At 68.6% G+C, this 18,250-nt stretch carries 14 protein-coding genes and 3 tRNA genes; 2 read left to right on the top strand and 15 right to left on the bottom strand.

Features of this window, described 5'->3' with window-relative positions; genetic code table 11:
* Positions 1–151 precede the first annotated feature (151 nt).
* From U7230_RS03635 to U7230_RS03590, 10 genes are all read right to left on the bottom strand, one after another.
* On the bottom strand, positions 152–1,627 hold the full coding sequence (locus tag U7230_RS03635) for a glycosyl hydrolase (protein ID WP_324717378.1): 1,476 nt from the start codon (positions 1,625–1,627) through the stop codon (positions 152–154).
* Complete coding sequence (locus U7230_RS03630) at positions 1,627–2,976, bottom strand: GH1 family beta-glucosidase (RefSeq protein ID WP_324717377.1); 1,350 nt, start codon at positions 2,974–2,976, stop codon at positions 1,627–1,629. The genes U7230_RS03635 and U7230_RS03630 overlap by 1 nt, the downstream gene beginning before the upstream one ends.
* 6 nt (positions 2,977–2,982) lie before the next feature.
* Entirely contained in the window at positions 2,983–3,816 is an 834-nt protein-coding gene (locus U7230_RS03625) for a carbohydrate ABC transporter permease (RefSeq protein WP_324717376.1), read from the bottom strand.
* A gap of 19 nt (positions 3,817–3,835) precedes the next feature.
* Entirely contained in the window at positions 3,836–4,918 is a 1,083-nt protein-coding gene (locus U7230_RS03620; RefSeq protein WP_324717375.1) for a carbohydrate ABC transporter permease, read from the bottom strand.
* Entirely contained in the window at positions 4,915–6,204 is a 1,290-nt protein-coding gene (locus U7230_RS03615; RefSeq protein ID WP_324717374.1) for an ABC transporter substrate-binding protein, read from the bottom strand. The genes U7230_RS03620 and U7230_RS03615 overlap by 4 nt, the downstream gene beginning before the upstream one ends.
* A 22-nt stretch (positions 6,205–6,226) precedes the next feature.
* Positions 6,227–7,294 (bottom strand): LacI family DNA-binding transcriptional regulator, encoded by a 1,068-nt coding sequence (locus U7230_RS03610; RefSeq protein WP_324717373.1) that lies wholly within the window; start codon positions 7,292–7,294, stop codon positions 6,227–6,229.
* Positions 7,295–8,452: 1,158 nt separating this feature from the next.
* On the bottom strand, positions 8,453–9,148 hold the full coding sequence (locus tag U7230_RS03605) for a GyrI-like domain-containing protein (protein WP_324717372.1): 696 nt from the start codon (positions 9,146–9,148) through the stop codon (positions 8,453–8,455).
* A 276-nt stretch (positions 9,149–9,424) separates the two neighbouring features.
* Positions 9,425–9,664 carry a hypothetical protein gene (locus U7230_RS03600; protein WP_324717371.1) on the bottom strand — a complete coding sequence of 80 codons (240 nt, stop codon included), beginning with the start codon at positions 9,662–9,664 and terminating at the stop codon, positions 9,425–9,427.
* A 1,319-nt stretch (positions 9,665–10,983) separates the two neighbouring features.
* Positions 10,984–11,059: transfer RNA gene (locus U7230_RS03595), tRNA-Lys, on the bottom strand.
* An 88-nt stretch (positions 11,060–11,147) separates the two neighbouring features.
* On the bottom strand, positions 11,148–11,609 hold the full coding sequence (locus U7230_RS03590) for a COG2426 family protein (RefSeq protein WP_324717370.1): 462 nt from the start codon (positions 11,607–11,609) through the stop codon (positions 11,148–11,150).
* Between the two features lie 212 nt (positions 11,610–11,821).
* Between U7230_RS03590 and U7230_RS03585 the strand changes: the two genes are divergently transcribed.
* Complete coding sequence (locus U7230_RS03585; RefSeq protein WP_324717369.1) at positions 11,822–12,583, top strand: outer membrane beta-barrel protein; 762 nt, start codon at positions 11,822–11,824, stop codon at positions 12,581–12,583.
* A gap of 145 nt (positions 12,584–12,728) precedes the next feature.
* On the opposite strand, the gene U7230_RS03580 is transcribed toward U7230_RS03585, so the two are convergent.
* The 5 genes from U7230_RS03580 to U7230_RS03560 form a co-directional block, all read right to left on the bottom strand.
* Positions 12,729–13,571: a sulfite exporter TauE/SafE family protein gene (locus U7230_RS03580; protein WP_324717368.1), complete on the bottom strand. Its 843-nt coding sequence runs from the start codon at positions 13,569–13,571 to the stop codon at positions 12,729–12,731.
* The gene (locus U7230_RS03575) at positions 13,572–14,597 is read right to left on the bottom strand and encodes a DegV family protein (RefSeq protein ID WP_324717367.1); all 1,026 of its coding nucleotides are present in this window, start codon (positions 14,595–14,597) and stop codon (positions 13,572–13,574) included.
* Between the two features lie 79 nt (positions 14,598–14,676).
* Positions 14,677–15,678 (bottom strand): aldo/keto reductase, encoded by a 1,002-nt coding sequence (locus tag U7230_RS03570; protein ID WP_324717366.1) that lies wholly within the window; start codon positions 15,676–15,678, stop codon positions 14,677–14,679.
* A 177-nt stretch (positions 15,679–15,855) separates the two neighbouring features.
* Positions 15,856–15,932 (bottom strand) — tRNA-Arg (locus tag U7230_RS03565).
* Positions 15,933–15,979: 47 nt separating this feature from the next.
* Positions 15,980–16,056: transfer RNA gene (locus U7230_RS03560), tRNA-His, on the bottom strand.
* A 215-nt stretch (positions 16,057–16,271) separates the two neighbouring features.
* On the opposite strand from U7230_RS03560, the gene U7230_RS03555 reads away from it, so the two are divergent.
* The gene (locus U7230_RS03555; protein ID WP_324717365.1) at positions 16,272–18,161 is read left to right on the top strand and encodes an FAD-dependent oxidoreductase; all 1,890 of its coding nucleotides are present in this window, start codon (positions 16,272–16,274) and stop codon (positions 18,159–18,161) included.
* Positions 18,162–18,250 lie beyond the last annotated feature (89 nt).

The following is an 18,250-nucleotide window of genomic DNA, read 5'->3' as shown; positions in this document are numbered from 1 at the left end:
CCTTCCGCCGGTTCGAGGCCTACCTCCAGCGCATGATCGACGCCCTCAGCAGGGAAGGCTGCGGATCCCCCGGCAGCTAACGTGACGACTGAAGCGCCACCCTCGCAGCCGAACAGCGCAATCTTCCCGCACGGGTACGCCGTCCGCTCGGTTAGAGCCGCTCCAGGCGCAAGTGCAGCTCCCCTGTCGGTTCAGAACAGGCGTCGAGTGGTCTTGCTCGTCTACCCACTTCATAGCGCAGGTCACGGCGCGCCGTGACCCCGAGCCTGACCACCGTCACCGAGCGCGGCGCGATCAGGGCAGGAAGGGTGGCAGGCAGTGAAACCACGTCATCGTATGTCTCGAGAGATGTCTGGGTCAGTTGCTCCGCCGAAAGGACCCGCGTACCTGTTCCCTCGGCAGCCTCGAGGTGCATCCGGAACGCCGACGAAGCATCGGTGTTGACCACGAGCACCCTCAGAATGCCGTCGTCGCCGGCCACCGCGTACGCCGAGACCGTGGCCCTGGCACCGTTAAGCCGTACGGGAACGACGCTCCCGCGGAAATCGCTCAGCATCCGGAAGACGTAGTAGGTGGGCCGGGTGAACCCCGCCCCATCGAGCAGGCCATGGCCCCCGGTATCCTGCAAGGCGAAGTACTGGGCGAGTTCGACCCTTCCGGCCATCAGCCGGCCCGCCACGTCGGCCGTCCACAGCGCGGCCGTGAAGTCGGCGAGGTGGCGGAAGCTGGCCGAACGCCACGACAGCCCGAACTCCGTGACGCCAAGTCCAACCTCCCCTGCTCGCCGCCAGCCTCGGGGGTTGGTCACGGGGTCCCGAAGCCAGCTCCGCACGAGCTCGATTTCGGACGACACCTCGGCGGAGGTGGCCAGCGCCTCGTCTTCGCGCCAGGAGCCGTCGGTCGGGTAGACGTGCCAGGTGACCACGTCCACGACGTCCCCGCAGGCGAAGACGAACCGGCGCACCCACTCCATCTTGTGGCTGCCCCCCGAGACAGCCGGACCGGCAAACCGGGCTTGTGGGGCCTCAGGCCGGAGGACGTCGGCAAAGGCGCGGAAGGTTTCACAGTACCCCTCCGGCGTCCAGGATCCGGCCGGCGGATAGAGATCCGGCTCGTTGCCGATCTCCCAGTAAGCGATGGGCAAGCCGATGCTCGCGGCATAGTGCGCGGCCTCCACCGCCTGCTGGGGCGTCCCGCCGAAGACCCGCGCCTGCATCACGACCTGAGGCCGCCCGAGCAGCAGCCAGTGCCGGCGCAGCAGGTCGAGGTCGGCCGGCGTACGATCCCTCTGGTCCCCAAGGTTGCCGGCGGGGAAGCGTATGGAACGGATGCGAAGCTCGCCCAGTTCCCGTTCGAATCCCACCACCTGCATGAAGTTGGCAAAGTTGAAGCCCGACACGGCCAGTTCGGGCAGCCGCCCCACAGGCCGGCTCGGCCACTCGGTCGCGGTGACGGCTGCCCCGTCGGCGGAAGGAAGCCCGCTCGCCCCCGCCTGGATTTCCGACGGCTCCCACGCTCGGCTTCCCGCTCCAGCCAGCGCCCACCCGCCGGCCAACGCGGCAGCCAGGGAGAGCCAGCCCCGGATCCGGCTGGGAAGCAGGGCGCGGTGGCGAACAACGGCTCCCATCAGACCGCATCCCCATTCTCCAGCCCGTTTCGAGCGATGATCTCGCGGTACCAGTGCCCGCTTTGCTTGATAACGCGCCGCTGGGTCTCGTAGTCCACGTAGACGATTCCGAAGCGCTTCGAATAGCCGTGCGCCCACTCGAAGTTGTCCATGAGCGACCAAACGAAGTAGCCCTGCAGCCGTACCCCCGCCTCGATGGCCCGGTGCGCCTGTAGGAAGTGCCGTCGCAGGTAGTCGAGCCGGTCGGTGTCATGGACGCCGCCCGACGGCTCCAGGCGGTCATCGAAAGCCGCGCCGTTTTCCGTGATGTAGAGGGTGGGACCCCCGTACTCGCCGTGGATCCGGACCAGCAGTTCGAAGAGCCCCTCGGGATAGATCTCCCAGCCCATGGCCGTGTGCGGGCCAGGCTGGGCAACGCTCCGCGTCTCCAGGAACCCCGCCCCGGGCGCGTGGGCCACCACACCCCGGCTGTAGTAGTTGATGCCGAGAAAGTCGATGGGGGTGGCAATGGTCTCGAGGTCCGCCTGCGGCGCGTCAGGCCAGGCGTCGTTGAAGCGGCGGACCAGGAGCTCCGGATACCGACCGCTGAAGATGGGGTCGAGAACGAGACGATTGTGATAGGCGTCGGCGCGTTGGGCCGCGGCGAGGTCCGCCTCCGACCGGCTCGCCGGGTACTGAGGGGCCAGGTTGAGCGTGATGCCTATTCGACCCTTTTTGACGTTGCTCGCCCTAAACGCCTGCACCGCCCGGCCATGAGCCAGCAGCAGGTGGTGAACCGCCCTGAGCCCCGCCCACAGATCCCGCATCCCGGGGGCGTGGACGCCGGCGATGTACCCCAGGTGCGCCACACACCACGGCTCGTTCAGGGTGATCCAATGGCGCACCCGGTCCCCCAACCGGTCAAACAGGAGCGCCGCGTAGTCGGCGAACCACCCGGCCACGTCCCGGTTGGCCCAGCCACCGAGGTCCTGCAGGGCGCCCGGGAGATCCCAGTGATACAGCGTGATGAAGGGAACGATGCCGGCTTCGAGCAGCGCGTCCACCAGGCGATGGTAGAAAGCCAGGCCCGTCTCGTTGACCGCCCCCCGCCCGTCCGGCAGCACTCGGGGCCAGGCTACCGAAAACCGATACGCCTTCAACCCCAGCTCCCGCATGAGGGCGACGTCGTCCCGCCACCGGCGGTAGTGGTCGCAGGCCACGTCGCCGGTGTCGCCGCGTTCGACGTTTCCCGGCGTGTGGCTGAACCGGTGCCATATCGACGGGCCGGCACCATCGGCGAGCGGAGAGCCTTCTATCTGGTATGCCGCCGTCGCACAGCCCCACAGGAACCCCTCCGGAAAGCGGAGCACCCCTTCTCACCCCTTCAAAGCGCCTGCCGTGAGCCCCTCGATGATCCGGCGAGACCCCACGACGAAAGCCATCAGCAGCGGCAGCACGCTGAGGGCCGTCCCCAGCATGAGGGCGCCCCAGTCCGTCGAGATGAGCCCCTGCAGCGACCGCAGGGCCAGCGGGAGCGTGTAGGCCTCCCGCTCCTTTAGCACGATGAGGGCGCCCATGAAGTTGTTCCACTGCCCGACGAAGGTGATGATGCCGAGCGTGCCCATCGCGGGCTTGATCAGGGGGACCACCACCGTGCGGTACAGGCCGAACTCGCTGAGGCCGTCGATGCGCCCGGCGTCGAGCAGGTCGGCCGGCACGGCGCTTGCGATGTACTGGCGCATCAGGAAGATCCCGAACGCGGAAGCCATCCCCGGGACGTACAGCGCCCGGGGGAAGTTGAGCCAGCCCAACCACTTGATGATCAGGTAGTACGGGATGATCCCCAAAAGCCCCGGCACCATCATGGTGGCCAGCAAGAACCCGAACAGCGCATCCCGCCCCTTGAAGTCGTACATGGCAAAGCCGAACCCGGCCAGGCTGCAGAAGAACAGCGTCGTGGCCGTGGCCATGAGGGCCGTGTAGAGGCTGTTCCACGCGTTGCGCCAGAAGGGGAGGGTTCCCACGAGCCGGTGGTAGTTGGCCGAGGCGGCGTCCCCGAACCACATGGGCGGCGGCGCCCGGAAGATGGTCGAGCGGTCGTGGCTGGCCAGGACGAACATCCAGTAGAACGGGAACGCGGTCAGGGCCGCCATGGCTCCGAGCAAGATGTAAATGACTACCTTCGCCGGCCACGAAGCCAAACGCTGCATCGGTCGTTCCCGCCCTTCCTCACCCGCCGCGGCGCTCGAGCCCGGCCCGCCCGATGAGGCGGAAGTTGGCAAACGACAATCCGACGATGACGAGAAACAACGCCCACGACATGGCCGCCGCCGACCCCATGTACAGCCACTCGAAGCCCGTCCGGTACAGGTACAGCGCGACCGTCAACCCGGCCTCACTGGTACCGCCCGTGCCGTTGGTGAGGATGTAGGGTTCGTCGAAGAGCTGCATGTTGCCGATGATGGTGAGCGTCATCGCGAAGAAGACGATGGGCTTGAGTAGCGGCAGCGTGATCCACCGGAACTGCTGGTAAACGCCGGCGCCGTCCACCATGGCCGCCTCGTAAAGCTCCCGTGGAATGGTCTGAAGGCCCGCCAGGTAGAGCACGGTGTTCCAGCCAAACCATCGCCAGACGACCAGCATCGCGATAGCCGGCTTGATATAAGGGGCCCGCCCTAGCCAGTTGACCGGCATCTCGAGGCCGACCAGGTCGAACAGCCATCCAAGCCCGGCGTGCTGTTGCAGCCAGCTCAGCGCCGCATTCAGAGCCCCGTACTGGGTGCCGTAGATGGTGGCGAAGATCATGCTCACCGCGACGGTGGAGGTGATGTAGGGCATGAAGTACGAGGAGCTGAAGAGATTGCGTAGCCGCACCAGCCCCGAGTTGAGGATGAAAGCGAGCGGAATGGCGATGACGTGCTGCGGCAGGCCCGATACGACCAGCAGCACCACGGTATTCCACAGGGACTTCCAGAACCAGGGGTCGGTCAGCAAGAACGCGTAGTTCTCAATGCCGACCCATTCCATCGTCCCGAGCCCGCCCACGGCGTTCCAGTTGTGAAACGACAGGTACAATGAGAAGGCGATGGGGTACAGACCGAAGATGGCAAACAGGATGAAAAACGGGCTGACGAAGATGTAGGGCGCGGCCCGCCGCTGCCAGCGGGACCGGTTGACCCCCCAGCGCCTCGTGCGGAGCGCTGTGTCGGCCGCCGCCCGGGTCGAAAGGGCCGGGGCCGGGTGGCCAGCCGGCCCGGCCCCATGCGAAGTGGGCCCGTCCAGCTTGTGACCCGGCCCCTGCACGGCTTTCACCGCCGCACCCGCCGTTCGATGAGCTGCTTGGCCTCGGCCAAGGCCTGTTTGACGTCCTTGCCCTCCTCGAGCACCTGGGTCAGGGCGGACGTCACGATCTCCTGGGCGACGGGGTCGCCCGGATGGATCACCGATGCGTGCACCTTGCTGGCCGCTTCGGCCCACATCCGGCGAGCCTTCTGTCCACCAAGGAACGGCACGGGCTCGTCGAAGGTCGGGTCGTCCAGCGCGGCCCGCAGCGCGGGGAACGCGTTGGTGGTCCTGAACGCCAGCAACTGGATGTCTCGGCGGGTCGTCAGGAACTGGACCAGCTTCCATGCATCAGCCTTGTTCTTCGATTGCTCGGGAATGGCGTAGAACGACCCGCCCCAGCTCACGTACATGTTCTCGGGCAGGTCGCGGGCGCCCCACTTGCCCGCTGTGTCTGGCGCCATCCAGTTTTGCAGATGGCCGGCCAGCCAGGCTCCGGACAACTCCACTGCCACAGTGCCCCGCTTGAACGCCTCGTACCATTCGTTGCTCCAGGAACCGATACGGGCGTCCAGGCCGGCTCGGCGCACCTGCTGGGCGACCGTAAAGGCCTTGACGAATCGGGGGCTCTCCACGACGGTGCGGCCGCGGGCATCGAAATAGACGCCCTCACCTTCTGGGATGTTGCCCCTGTACATGGCGTCGGCGATGGTCGAGGCAGCCGCGATGAGGAACACATCCGGCTTGCCGTCGCCGTTGGTATCCCGGGTCACCTTACGGCCGAACGCCACCAGTTCGTCCCACGTGTTCACCGTGTTGATGTCGAGCCCGGCGGCCTGCACCACGTCGCGGCGGTAGAACATGGTCCCTGGTCCGATGTCAGCGGGCATGGCCACGATCCGGCCGTCCGCCGTCGTGGCCTGGCCCCAGGCGTAAGGCACGAACAGATCTCGGTACTGCCCGCCACTGAAAGGAGGCTTGCTCAGATCGGTGAGGCCGCCCTGGACGGCGAAGCGTCCGAGGTAGCCGATCTCGACGGCCACCACGTCCGGAGCGCCCGAGCCAGTGGCGAGAGCCGTGAGCAAAGCGTTATGGTGGTCGGCGTACCCGAGCGCCTGGAGCTTGATCTCGATATCGGGGTACGCCTTGTTGAACTCCGGGATGACCGCCTTGATGACGGAGTCGAGGTCAGGAAACACCCCAACCGTGATGGTGGTCTTTGCCGAGGCACCGGCCCCGAGCGCAAGGACAAGCACAACCGACAAAATACCGGTTCCAAGATTGCGCAACCCTCTGCTGCGTCGCAGAATCGCCATCCCCTGTCAACTCCTCTCCGGCTCAAGCCGACTGACGGATGACCAAGCGGGTTTCGAGGACGACTCGGGGAACGGCCACCTCCCCTCCTTCGAGCATGCTGGCCACCATCCGCACCGCGAGCGCACCCATCTCCGTCATGGGTTGCGCCACCGTGGTGAGCGGCGGCAGCGTCGCCTGTGCCATGGGAATGTCGTCGAAACCCATCACGGCCGTATCCCCTGGCACGGACACGCCAGCCTCGTGAAGGGCCTGCAGGACGCCAAAAGCCATGAGGTCGTTGGAGCAAAACCAGACGTCGGGAAGCGGTTGCTTCTGGTCGAGCCATTCTCTTGCTGCCCGATACCCCGAAGGGGTACGAAAATCCCCGCGCACCACCAGCTGCGGGTCAAACCCTATACCCGCTTCCTCGAGCGCGAGGCGGTACCCCCGGAGACGGTCAACGGCAGACTGGATCGAGAGTTCGCCCGTGATGAACGCGATGCGCCGGTAGCCTCTTTTGATGAGATAAGTGGTTGCATCCATGGCCCCCTTGAGGTTGTCCACGGCGACATGCGGGAAAGGGCTGCCTTCGCTGCGATGGTCCACCACGACGACAGGGGGAATGGCGCGTGCGTTGCGCTCCAGAAGCGCCCGGGACGCGCCACCGCGAGGGGTCATGATGATCAGCCCTTGAGCCTGATCCGCTTCCAGGGATCTGCGAATCACCTCATCGTGCCCGCGCCCTGCTGTGGTGTAAAGCACCAGGCCGTACCCCCTGTTGTAGGCCTCGGCCTCGACCCCCTTGAGGACCTCGACGTAAAAGGCGGTACTGACGTCCGGAACGATGAGCCCCAACAACCCCCTGGCCTGACTGTGGGCAGACTTCGTGAGGGCCTTCAGCTTCAGCGATGCCGACAACCTCACCTCATCGGGGGTCGAGCCCAATCTGTCAATCGCTCCCAGGACCCGCCGGCGCGCCTCGTCGCTGACACCGTCCGGCGAGCGCAGGACGCGAGAAACCGTCGACGGGCTCACTCCCGCCTCCCTGGCAATGGCCCGAACGGTTGGGGATGCCGCCCGGTTCGCCTGGCCCGACCCCCGGCTTTCCAAGCCGTTTCCTCCTCTCGAAGGGCGCATTCGACACGCTTCTGGTACGTTCCTGCAACGTATTCGCCACACAGTTACCCCCGGGCCATGCCCGCCGTACAGCTCGGTACAGGGTGGGCGGCACTCCCGGTCACGCGGGGGCGAGCACCCTGCCAAAGCTGACATGCTGTTGTCAAGGTCGGCACGATACCCTTGTGGCGGGCAGGCAGTCTTCCGGGCTGAGCGGCTCTCATACTCCTATCCGGAAGGCCGTTAGGTAGAAAGGGGTGGCCACTGTGGGCATCATTCCCGGGTTCGCGCTCAAGGCCGTGAGCGAGCGGCCTTTTCAGCTTCTCGACCTGTGCCGCAAGCTCCCCGAAGGGGGCTTCCTCTGGAAGCCCCGACCTCCAACGCTTCTCGGAAGAGCACGGGCGGTTCCGCTTCGGTAATGCGCTATGATGCGCGAGGCGCTCAGGCCAGGTCAAGAACACACCGAGGGTCTCGGGGTTACCCCCGTCCGGGAGCATCGGCCAGCGAGCCTCACCGCCGTGCGCCCCGATCTCCTCGACCGCCCGCAAGGACGACTCCGTCCACTCGGGGGGATACAGGTCCCGCCTGGTCTCGAACTCCGCCAGGTCGCAGACCTCACAGGTGCGGTCGGCGGTGCAGCGCACGTCGAGTTCGACGGCGTACTGCCAGATCCGAGCCGGCTCGCAGACGGGCGGGGTCTCGACGTTCCAGTACTACTCTAGCACCCGGCCGTTCGTGTCCAAGCGGGGCCCGACGGAGTACCAGCGCCCGGGGAAGAAAGCGACGTAGGCATGCTGGCCCATCCTCCAGACAGCGCCCTTCGACTCGTGGTGAAACTCGAAGCCGGCCGGCGGGTACACCAGCACACATCCCGGCTCACGGCTCCCGGTGCCCTCCCGCCGCACCTCCCCCCTCGGCCACCCCCGGGGAACCCCTTCCCAGTCCGGGTCTCAGTACCGATGCCCGTTAGGTTCTTGGAGTCGTTCTCCTGCCCAGGCCGGGGCCGCCGCGAAAGCTGTCATGCCCTTGTCAGCCGTTTTGCTAGAGGACGGATGACTCCGCATCCACTCCACTTTCTGCGGGGTTCCCTCGACGTAGGGCGTTGGCTGTCATGCCGGTAGGTGAGCCCGCAGCGCGGTACGCCGCCTCTGGCTATGGCCCAAGGTGCGCCAGGCTCCTTCGGAGCTTCCGCTCGTGCTGGCGTACGTGGGCTTCCATGCGAAGCAGGGTGGCACGCAGGTCGCGGGGTTTCGCTCCGGCTTTGGCACGGATGCCGGGCAGATCCCGCTCGCCGGCTTCGACGACCAGTTGCTCGAGTCGGCGTTGCGCCGCCTCGAGGCGCTCGATGAGCCCGGCCACGGGCTGATCCGCGTTGGCCCGCACGGCTGGGAATTCGACGCGCGTGACGTTCTGCGACGGGTCCGGTGTCGAAGCCGGATCCGTGAGGTACCACTCCCGGGGCGGCCCCGTCACCCGCAGCCCGCTCGCCTTGATGTGGTCGAGCAGCGCCCGGTACGCATCGCCGAGTTCACCGTACGGCCCCACGTGCTTCACCCAGGCCACTTGCCCGCCCGGAAGGGTCAGGACTTCGACCGGCCCTGCCGGCGAGTCGCCCCTGGGAAGGGGCTGGCCGACCGGCCATCCGGCAGCAAAGTCGGTTCGCTCGGGGTCGAACTCTTCATCGAAGTAGACGGCCACCGGCGGGCCGTCCAGCCGGCGCCCCTGTTGCGCCAGGTACGCCATGACCGCCGCGACCCAGGGGCCAGCCTCTCGCACGGCCCCCACCTTGCGCACCATCATGGCCGTCACCGGCCGTACCTCTTCCACCTGGACGTCGTACTGCTTCATCGGACCTTCCGCCTCCTCCCGGCATCCGGCCAGGGCGCTCAGCTACGCCGGCATGCCGACCGCCTCCGTTCCCTGCCCTGTCCGCCGTCTGCGGGCAGCGTAGGGCCTCCCGCGACGGGAGAGTCAACAGGTCGGGCGATCCGTGTCGCAGGAACCTTGCCCGACGGGGCGGCGACGCCGAGGCGGTCTTCGGGCGGGTGTCCACGCTCTACGAGACGGACAACCGGCTTCGGGTGCTGAGGCGACGTCGTGTCGCATGTCACGGTACGGCTGACCTCACCTCGTGACTTCCATAACCTGCAGCGCCTCTCTGGCGTTGGCAGCCAGGAGCACGACGAGCGCCAGCACCACGCCAAGCCACTCCTGGCGGCGCAGGCCCGGCGGCTCGATCCGGACCAGCTGCTGCCGGAACGACCACCAGCGGCCACGGATTCTATAGCGGGCCAGCCCGCGCAGGGAGACCACCAGCAGGGCGTACGCGGCAATAAGGACGCGCCGTACAGGATCGCGTTCCACAGGGGCACCAGGTAGCCCAGCGAAAAGCCCCCTTCGGTCTCCATGAGGCTCGCCAGGCCGGTCACCAGGCCCGCGGTTGCCAGGTTGACCCCCACGATCCGCAGCCATTCGGCAACGAACGTCCTTGCGGCCGTTGCCCCTCCGGCCCCGAACCAACCTCTCCGTTCGGCCCACGTGGGCGCCACGCGTAGACGCTGGCGTACCAGAAACCTCACCCTTCGGCGCTTTCTACTACGGCGGCATGCGACACGTCCTTTCGTGGATCGTCCCCTTGGCATCCGGACGCTGGCGGGCCTTTATTTCAACGGCACGATGAGATGCTGCACCCCCGAGGCCATTACTTCGGGCGGCAGGTCGCCGCCGGCCAGACCGGAGACACTCAGGCCAAGGGAGCGGGCCACGCACTCAGGGTCAGCCGTCGCCACATGGGCCGGCGGACCGACCTCCATGACGACGCGCTCGAGCCGCGTCGGTGAACCTGGCGCCGATTGTCCCGTGCGGGCCGAGGTCCGGGTCGGAGATCGTCACTTGCATGCCGGCGGCGCGGCGGGGGCCGCCCCCCAGCCCATTCTGCAGCAGCGCGTGGCTCCATTGAACGGGCCATGCAGCCTCGTTCGGCTCCCCTTGCGGAGGCGTTTAGGAGGTCGTCACCGTCGAGGCGTTCGGCACGGTATCGCTCCAGGTTCTGGCTGGGGATGGTGCGATTGAGAGGAGGCGGAAGCACCGTCACGAAGTGTCACGGCGAGCGGCTGCTTGGCGACCTGCTGTCCACAGCGACGGCCCCGCTGCCTTACGACTACCTGCTGGTCGCTCTGGGCGCAGAAGCGCACCTACCCTGGCCCGGCGCCGAGCGGTTCACGGCCTCCATCCTGTGGCCGCAGCCCACGCTTTTTGCGGCGCACAGCCTCGCGGAGATCCTTGGCCCATCCGGGCGAAAGCCGCGCGGGGGACGGGCCGTCGTCCACCTGGTCGTGCTGGCGAGCCCGGGTACGCCCCTCATCCGCGCAGGCAGGGGCTCCTGGTCATGCGCCGGCCGCACCCAGGGGCAGGTGACGCCAGGACCGTCTTCGCAGCGACGGGGGCCATCCCACGCTGGCTCAAGCAGGCATTTGAACGGTACTACATCCGCTGGCGCGCCTAGACGGGACGGCACAGCCGTGCGTTGCGGCGCGCCGCCCTTTCGGTGTGAAGCGACGGCGCCCCCTGGACTACGGCACCCACCTGGCCACTGGGCGAGCGAGCATCCCCGACCACGATGACCCGGATTTCCGTATCGCATGAATCTTGCCGGCCGGGGCGGCGACGCCGAGGCGGTTACCTGGTGGGCCGCCAGGGACTCGAACCCTGCACCCTCGGATTAAAAGTCCGATGCTCTGCCAGATGAGCTAGCGGCCCACGGCACTGGGAAGTATAGCACGCACGAGCAAACCGGGCAACGCGGGACGGATTGTCGCTTTCCGCCGGCACGCGGCACAGCCCCGGGTCACCCCGACAGCCACCTCACCCCGGTGATGACCCCCGTGCTGAGAAGCGTGATGATCACGCCGTCCACGAGCACCCCGGCGGCCACCGACCGAAACGCCTTCATGACCGGCATCCCGGCCAGGTAAGCCAGCGCCGTGCCCGTGTACGCCCCCGTCCCCGGAAACGGCAGCGCAACGAAGAGCAGCAGCCCGATGGGCCCGAAGCGTTCCACGGCCACCTCGCTCCGGCGCCGGGCGCGCTCGAGCAGGTCGCGCACGAACGTGTGCTGCAGCCACCGTTCATAAAAGAGCGACATCACCAGCCAGGTCGGCCAGAAGAGCAACACGTTGGCCATCAGGACCACCAGCACCACCGGCAGCCAGGGCATGCCCCACGCCAGCCCCAGCGGGATCGTGCCCCGGAGTTCGAGCCACGGCACCCACGTGAGGACCACCAGCAACAACCAGCGATTCCAGCCCATCCGTTCCGCGAGACCTCCGCTCCCCCGCAGCGAGCAGCCCGGCGCACACAGCCCCCAGTATACCAGAGCCCGGTATGGTGCGATCCGGCATGCGACCCAGAACGTGGCATCCTCTCGACACTCGTACCACCCCGGCGCCGGCCGAACGGTCTGGATGAACCACGGGTGCCCGGCCCCGTAGGAACTCCAAATCCTTACGGGGGGATGCACGGATGCGAAGGGTAGGGTTCGGCAGGAGTCCCAAGGGCGTAGCCGCCCTGGTCGTGCTGGCCGGAGCGGTGATGCTGGCGCCGTCCGCGCGGGCCGCCGTCGACTTCTACGCGAGCGGCGGCCTGGGGCTGTTCCAGATGGAGGCCGTCAACGAACGGGTCGATGCCGGCAGCCAGAACTGTGCGGAGATCGCTCGAGAACTCAATCATGCCGGCGTCACCGCCGAGTGCACGCCCGCAGGCCGGCTGGGCGCAGGCATCTCGGCCGAAGCCGGGTTCGTCCTGTCGTCTCAGGGACTCGTCGGCGTCGGGCTCGGGTACCAGTACCTGACCGGCACGACCTCGTCCGACCTGTCGGTGCAGACCGGCAGCGTGTCGGGCCACTATACCCAGTCCTACACGCCGACGGCCCACGGCCCCATGCTCAAGGTGTTCTTGGGCACTCCGCTGGCCGAACCGGCCTCGGTGCGCTTCTTCGCGGGCTACGGCCGGTACAAGGCCTCCTACGCGGAACGGGGCCAGATCCGGGGCCAGGTGGAAGACCCGGACGCGGCGGAGTTCAGCCACACGTACCAGGGCAACGCCGACGGCTACGAGGCCGGTCTCGAGTTGCGCTCGGCGCTCGGGCCGCAAGCAGCGCTGCTGGCCACGGTGGGCTACGGGTGGCTGCAGGTGCCCGAGACCATGGACAAGGATCGTAACCCCGGCCCGGCCCTGGACTTCACCGGGCTGAGGTTGCGGGGAGGCCTGAGCATCGCCTTCTGACGGCGCTAGAGGGCACCTCGCAACGTCGAACGGGATCGGGAGACCCGCGCGAGGGTCCGAACGGCCGACCGCCAGCCGGGGCGAGGGGAGCGAAACTCGGGGCAGCTTCCCGCCCCGGCCGTCTTTCGCCCGGCGGTCGGCCGGATCATGCTCCGCCCGTCCCGGACGGGTGCCCCGGCCTGACCGGCGCCGAGGTGCGAACGTAGTTGAGGCCCATCAAGAAGATGAACGCGGCGAACACCCACCGCAGCGTATCCGTCGGGAGCAACGCGGCCACGAACGCGCCGAGCCACCCGCCGGCGATCGCCCCGGCCCCCACCCACGGGGCCACGTCCCAGCGGGTGTGCCCGAGGCGGTGATGGGTGAAGGTGCCCGAGATGGCCGTCGGGATCATCTGCACGAGGGAAGTACCCTGCGCCACGTGCTGGGGCAAGCCGAGCCCCACCACGAGGGCGGGTACCACGATGGCGCCGCCGCCCATGCCCATCATCCCCGCCAGAAAACCGCTCACCAGGCCGGTCAGGATGCCTCCCAGCGCCACGACCGGCGTCGCCGGAAGGGCACCGCCTGCGGCATGGGTCATGAGATAGCGGCTCACCACCACGATGAGGGCCATGGCGACGAGGAAGTAGCCGAAGTAGCGGCGCAGCCGCCGCGCCGGCACCCGATGGCTGAGGCGGGCGCCGTAGCCGGCCATGACCACCGCCGAGAAGGCCACGGCCACCGCCGCCACCCAATCCACCCCACCATGCCGGGCATACCCCAGCCCCCCGGATACCGCCGTGAACAGCACCGCCAGCATGCTCGAACCGTGGGCCTCGTGCTGCGTGAGCCCCAGAAAGGCGGTCATCATGGGCACCATCAGCACGCCCCCGCCAAGGCCCGCCAGCCCCCCGAAGGTGCCCCCCGCGACCCCGATGAGGATGCCCACGGCCGCCTTCCAGGCCACCCCCTGGCCTGCGGCCTGAGCCTCTGCGGCCTGCCTCATTCAGCTCGTCGCCTCCTGCTCCCACCAGTACGCCACCCCTGTGGTGCCGGGGCCCGCGTGGGCCCCCAGCACAGGGGTGATGTATTCGAGGAAGAGCTCCGCGCACCGGAAACGCTCGATCAGCCGCCGGCGCAGGGCATGGGCGGCTTCGAGCGCGTCAGCGTGAACCACCGCCGCATGGAGCAAGGGGCCACGGCCGCTCTCCGGAGCCCCGACCTGCTGGGGCTGAAACCCCCGCCCCCGCTCCTCGCCCGCGTCTTGAGCCGAGCCTTCCGTGGCCCTCCCACCGGCCGTCGCCTGCGCCGTTCGCGCAGTGGGCACGAGCTGGGGTGCGTCCTCGGCGACGAACTCCACGAGGCGATCCAGTGCGCGCTCGAGCGTGCGCGCCCGGTCCACCCCCTCCGCCACCCCGTCGCGGCCCACCGTCAGGATGGGCTTGACCTTGAGCAGCGAGCCGGCCATGGCCACGGCCCGCCCGATTCGGCCCGACCGCCGCAGGTAGTCGAGCGAGTCGACCGCGGCAAAGATCCGCACCTTCTCTCTCAGGGCCAGTACCCTGTCCGCCACTTCGCCCAGCGATGCGCCCCGCTCCGCCAGGCGCGCCGCCTCCGTGACCAGCCACCCCTCCGCGAAGGAGGCGGTCAGCGAGTCGATGACCCGTACCGCCGCCGACGAGAAGCGCTGCGCGGCTTGCGTGGCGCTGTGGAACGTGCCGCTGAGCTTGGAGGAGATGGTGATGACCAGGATGCTCTCGGCCGGCTCCGCGCTTGCCGAAGACTTCACGGCCGCCTGGTAAGCCTCCAGGAACGCATCCGGGTTGGGCTGGGAGGTGGAGGCCACCTGGCCTTCCCGCAGCCGGCGATAAAACTGCGCCGGAGAGAGGTCCACCCCGTCGCGAAAGACCTTGTCTCGAAAGACGACCAGGAGCGGGACGACCCACACGCGCAGCGAGCGGGCCAGGGCCTGGGGCAGATTGGCCACGCTGTCCGTGACGACGGCGACCCTGCGGCGCACCTTGGCACTCATCGAGCACCCCGCCTTCCCTGGGAAGCAGGCCCAAGCCGGGCCTCGAGATGCGCGCTTCGCCGCCTGGCAAGCCTATCCTTCACGGCCGGCCCGCCCGGTCGAGCGCGTCGACTTCGTCCGGGCCCAGGCAGATGGTCATGGCCTGTGCGTGCTGGCGGGCGTGCGCGGCCGACTTGGCTCCCGGGATGGGCAAGGATCCCTTGGCGACCAGCCAGGCCAGGGCGACCTGGGCCGGGCTCTTGCCCCCGTGAGCCTGTCCAATCTCCTGCAGCAGGCCGAGGACGGAGGGCAGCCGCCCGAGCGCCCCCGAACGCGCCAGCATGGCGCCACGCACGCCCCTCGGGCGCTCCCCCCGGTACTTGCCGGTCAGCAGGCCCATCTCGAGCGGGCTGTACGCGATGAGGCTCACGCCGAGCTCCCGGCAGGCATCGAGCACGCCGTTTCGCTCCGGCTCGCGGTGAAGCAGGCTGTAGTGTACCTGGTTGGAGGCCAGCGGGATGCCGTGACGAGCCAGCACCTCGTAGGCCCGGCGCATCTGGCCCGCGGAGTAGTTGGAGACGCCGGCCGAGCGGATGAGGCCCTCCGCTCTGGCTTCCGCCAGGGCTTCCATCCACGTTTCCACCGGCACCGGCGGATAGGGCCAGTGGATCTGATAGAGGTCGATCCGCTCCACGCCCAGGCGCCTGAGGCTCGCTCGCAGGGCACCCAGAAGCGAGCGCCGGCGCAGCCGCCATGGAAACGGCATGAACTTACTGGCGACGAGCACCCGGGAGTGCCCATCCGGCATCCTGGCGAGGAACTCTCCCAGCAGCCGCTCCGATCGCCCGTTACCGTAAATCTCGGCGGTGTCGAACCAGTTGATCCCGGCTGCCACGGCCGCCTGGAAGGCCTCCGCGAGGGCGTCGTCCGCGTACTCGCGGCCGTAGCCCCAGACCATCCGATCGCCCCATGCCCATGTCCCGATGCCGACGGGGCTGACCCGGATCCCCGTGCGCCCCAGCTCGACGAGAGGCGCACCGGCACCGGCCCCGCCTCCGGCCCCCGGCTCCGCCTGTCGCCCCCCTCGCACCGTCGCGCTCAATGGACATCCCTCAGCTCTCGCCGGGTTCCCGCCCCCGCCGGGGAGCACGTCGGGCCCTCCGGCCGGTCGTCACGCTTTGCCCGGTCGAAGGCCGCCCTTCGAGCCGCATACCGTACACACGACCGGCCATGGAGAAAGGCTCCCGGCTTTCACGCCAGGAGCCCTGCCTTCAGCTGGTGGTGCGCCCGGTAGGATTCGAACCCACGACCTGGTGGTCCGAAGCCACCCGCTCTGATCCCCTGAGCTACGGGCGCAAACCGGCGAACCCGCGGCGCGGGCTGCGGCGCTGCGATGGGGTGAATGGGGTGGACGGTGGGACTCGAACCCACGACCCCCAGGTCCACAGCCTGGTGCTCTGACCAACTGAGCTACGCCCACCGCGGGTGCCGCCGCATCCCAGAATAGCCCGCGGCTCTGGACTTGTCAAACACGCCGCTCCAGCGGCGTCGCCGCTGGAGCGCACGGGCCCTTCACAGGCTTGTCATGGTATCGCGATCTCATCCATGATACCGCCGAGAACCATCAGCCCGGGAAGGGGTCGATCACGCATTCGCGACGGCCGGCTCCCTGCGGCTCTTGGCCCACGGGCCCTGGTGCTGGCATTGGTACCCGTGCTGGCGCCGGGCCCGCTCGTGACTTCGGCCTCCCCTGCCTTCGGCATGCGCGACCCGCTCGGCCTGGAGCGCCTCCCATCGCTGGCATCCTCCGGCACCTTCCCGGACCTCGTCGTCTGGGGGGCCACCCCGCAGGGCATCGCAGCGGCCGTGGCCGCAGCCCGGGAGGGCTTGCGCGTGGTGCTGGCGGAGCCCGACAGGGAGGTCGGAGGCGTCCTGACCCGAGGATGGCTCGCGACGCTGGACGTAGCCCGGGACGACAGGGGGGGCCTGCTGCAACAAGGGTTGTTCGCCGAGCTCTACCGGGACCTCGGGCACGACCCGTCCTTCGACGTGGGGCAAGCCGCGGCCGTGATGGACGAGTGGGCGACCCGCCCGGGCATCACCCTGCAGCTCGAGCGGCGTCTCGTCCGGGTCTTGGAGCGCGACGGCTGGATCCAGGCCGTGGTGCTGGACGGCCCGGATGGGCAGCAAGTACTGCAGGCTCCTCTGTTCATCGATGCCAGCGATACCGCCGACCTGGCCCGGGCAGCGGGCGCCCGCTTCACCGTGGGCCGCGAGGACACGACGCTCGACCGTCGCCAGATGGCCGCCGGCCTCGTGCTACGCCTGCGCGGCGTACCGTGGGACGTCTTGTGCACGCACGCCAGGGAGACCTCGCGCCGGGCTCACGACGGCTCCGGCTGCGCCGGAAGGAGCGCCTGGGGCTGGGGACGCCTGGCCGCCGGGTATCGTCCCGGCGATCCTGCCCGCTTCCACCTGCGCGGGCTCAACGTCGCACGCCAGGACGACGGGAGCCTGCTCGTCGACGCTCTGGAGATCTACGGCGTCGACGCCACGAGCCCGGCTTCGGTCGACGAGGCGTATCGCGCCGCCGCCCTCGAGGCTCCCCGAGTCGTTCAGTACCTCCGGGAGGCCGATCCGGCGGTGTTCGCCGGAGCGGTGCTCGATGGCGTGGCGCCCCGGCTCTACCTGAGGGAGAGCAGGCACCTCGTCGGGCTTTACCGCCTGCGGGCGGACGACGTGCTATACGGGCGATACTTCCCGGACTCCGTGGCAGTAGGGGGTTATCCCCTCGACGGCCAGACATACGTCCCTGGCGAGCCCCCGTACCTCCTCGGGGTGCCCGCCCCCTTCGGCGTGCCGCTGCGCACCCTGGTGCCCGCCGACCTGCACAATCTCCTGGTGGTTTCCCAGGCGGCCTCCTTCGACTCGACGGCCGCCTTCTCGGCGCGCGTGGTGCCCCTGCAAGTGGCGCTCGGGGAGGCCGCCGGTGTCGCGGCCTGGGTGGCGCGCACGCGACGAGAGCCCCTGGACGAGCTCGTCCTCCGTCCGGAAGACGTCACGCAGGTACGCCGGCTCCTGGCACGCCGGGGAGCCCGCCTTGCAGCGGGGCCGCAAGAGCCTGCCGGTGCCGTCGGCGCGCGACTCCAGCCGCCAGGTGGATGGAGGGGGGTCGTGCCGGCCCAGGACGAGGCCGATCCGGCTTACCCCGAGGCCATCGCCCTGCTTCGCATGGGGCTGTTCGCAGGCTCCTACGTCGAGCGCGGAGGGCTTTACCTCGCGCAGCCGGCGACGATCGGCGAGTTCCTGGACGACCTCGAGCACCTGCTCCGGTCCCTGGACGCTTTCCAGGCGCCGCGCCTGGAAGAAGCGTGGCGCTCCTTCGAATCGCGCCGCAACCAGTGGCTGGTCGACGCGGACGCCGTGGCCATCCTCCGGCTGCTGGGGCCGGCAGGAGATGAGGCGGCCCGCCACCTCGAACGGGATCACCGGGGAAATCCCCCTTTCGTGCGGCGCGGCCGGGTCGCCGAGGTGGTGTGGCAACTCACGAGCAGCCTGCGTTCGGGCGGTGTCATGCTGCGCTGAAGGTGGCGCCCTGTGTGACCGAACTGGCGCACGCTGTGCTCCAAGTAAAGCTGGGTCCGGCCATGCTGGAGATTTGAGGAATGAAAGGT

Source organism: Limnochorda sp. L945t (assembly GCF_035593305.1).
Lineage (GTDB): Bacteria > Bacillota > Limnochordia > Limnochordales > Geochordaceae > Carboxydichorda > Carboxydichorda subterranea.
This window is presented reverse-complemented; position numbering and strand designations above follow the sequence as displayed.

Coding starts and splice junctions, on each gene's coding strand:
- U7230_RS03615 (WP_324717374.1), bottom strand. CDS start 6,204: ATGGCGATTCTGCGACGCAGCAGAGGGTTGCGCAATCTTGGAACCGGT.
- U7230_RS03585 (WP_324717369.1), top strand. CDS start 11,822: ATGCGAAGGGTAGGGTTCGGCAGGAGTCCCAAGGGCGTAGCCGCCCTG.
- U7230_RS03605 (WP_324717372.1), bottom strand. CDS start 9,148: ATGAAGCAGTACGACGTCCAGGTGGAAGAGGTACGGCCGGTGACGGCC.
- U7230_RS03580 (WP_324717368.1), bottom strand. CDS start 13,571: ATGAGGCAGGCCGCAGAGGCTCAGGCCGCAGGCCAGGGGGTGGCCTGG.
- U7230_RS03625 (WP_324717376.1), bottom strand. CDS start 3,816: ATGCAGCGTTTGGCTTCGTGGCCGGCGAAGGTAGTCATTTACATCTTG.
- U7230_RS03575 (WP_324717367.1), bottom strand. CDS start 14,597: ATGAGTGCCAAGGTGCGCCGCAGGGTCGCCGTCGTCACGGACAGCGTG.
- U7230_RS03635 (WP_324717378.1), bottom strand. CDS start 1,627: ATGGGAGCCGTTGTTCGCCACCGCGCCCTGCTTCCCAGCCGGATCCGG.
- U7230_RS03590 (WP_324717370.1), bottom strand. CDS start 11,609: ATGGGCTGGAATCGCTGGTTGTTGCTGGTGGTCCTCACGTGGGTGCCG.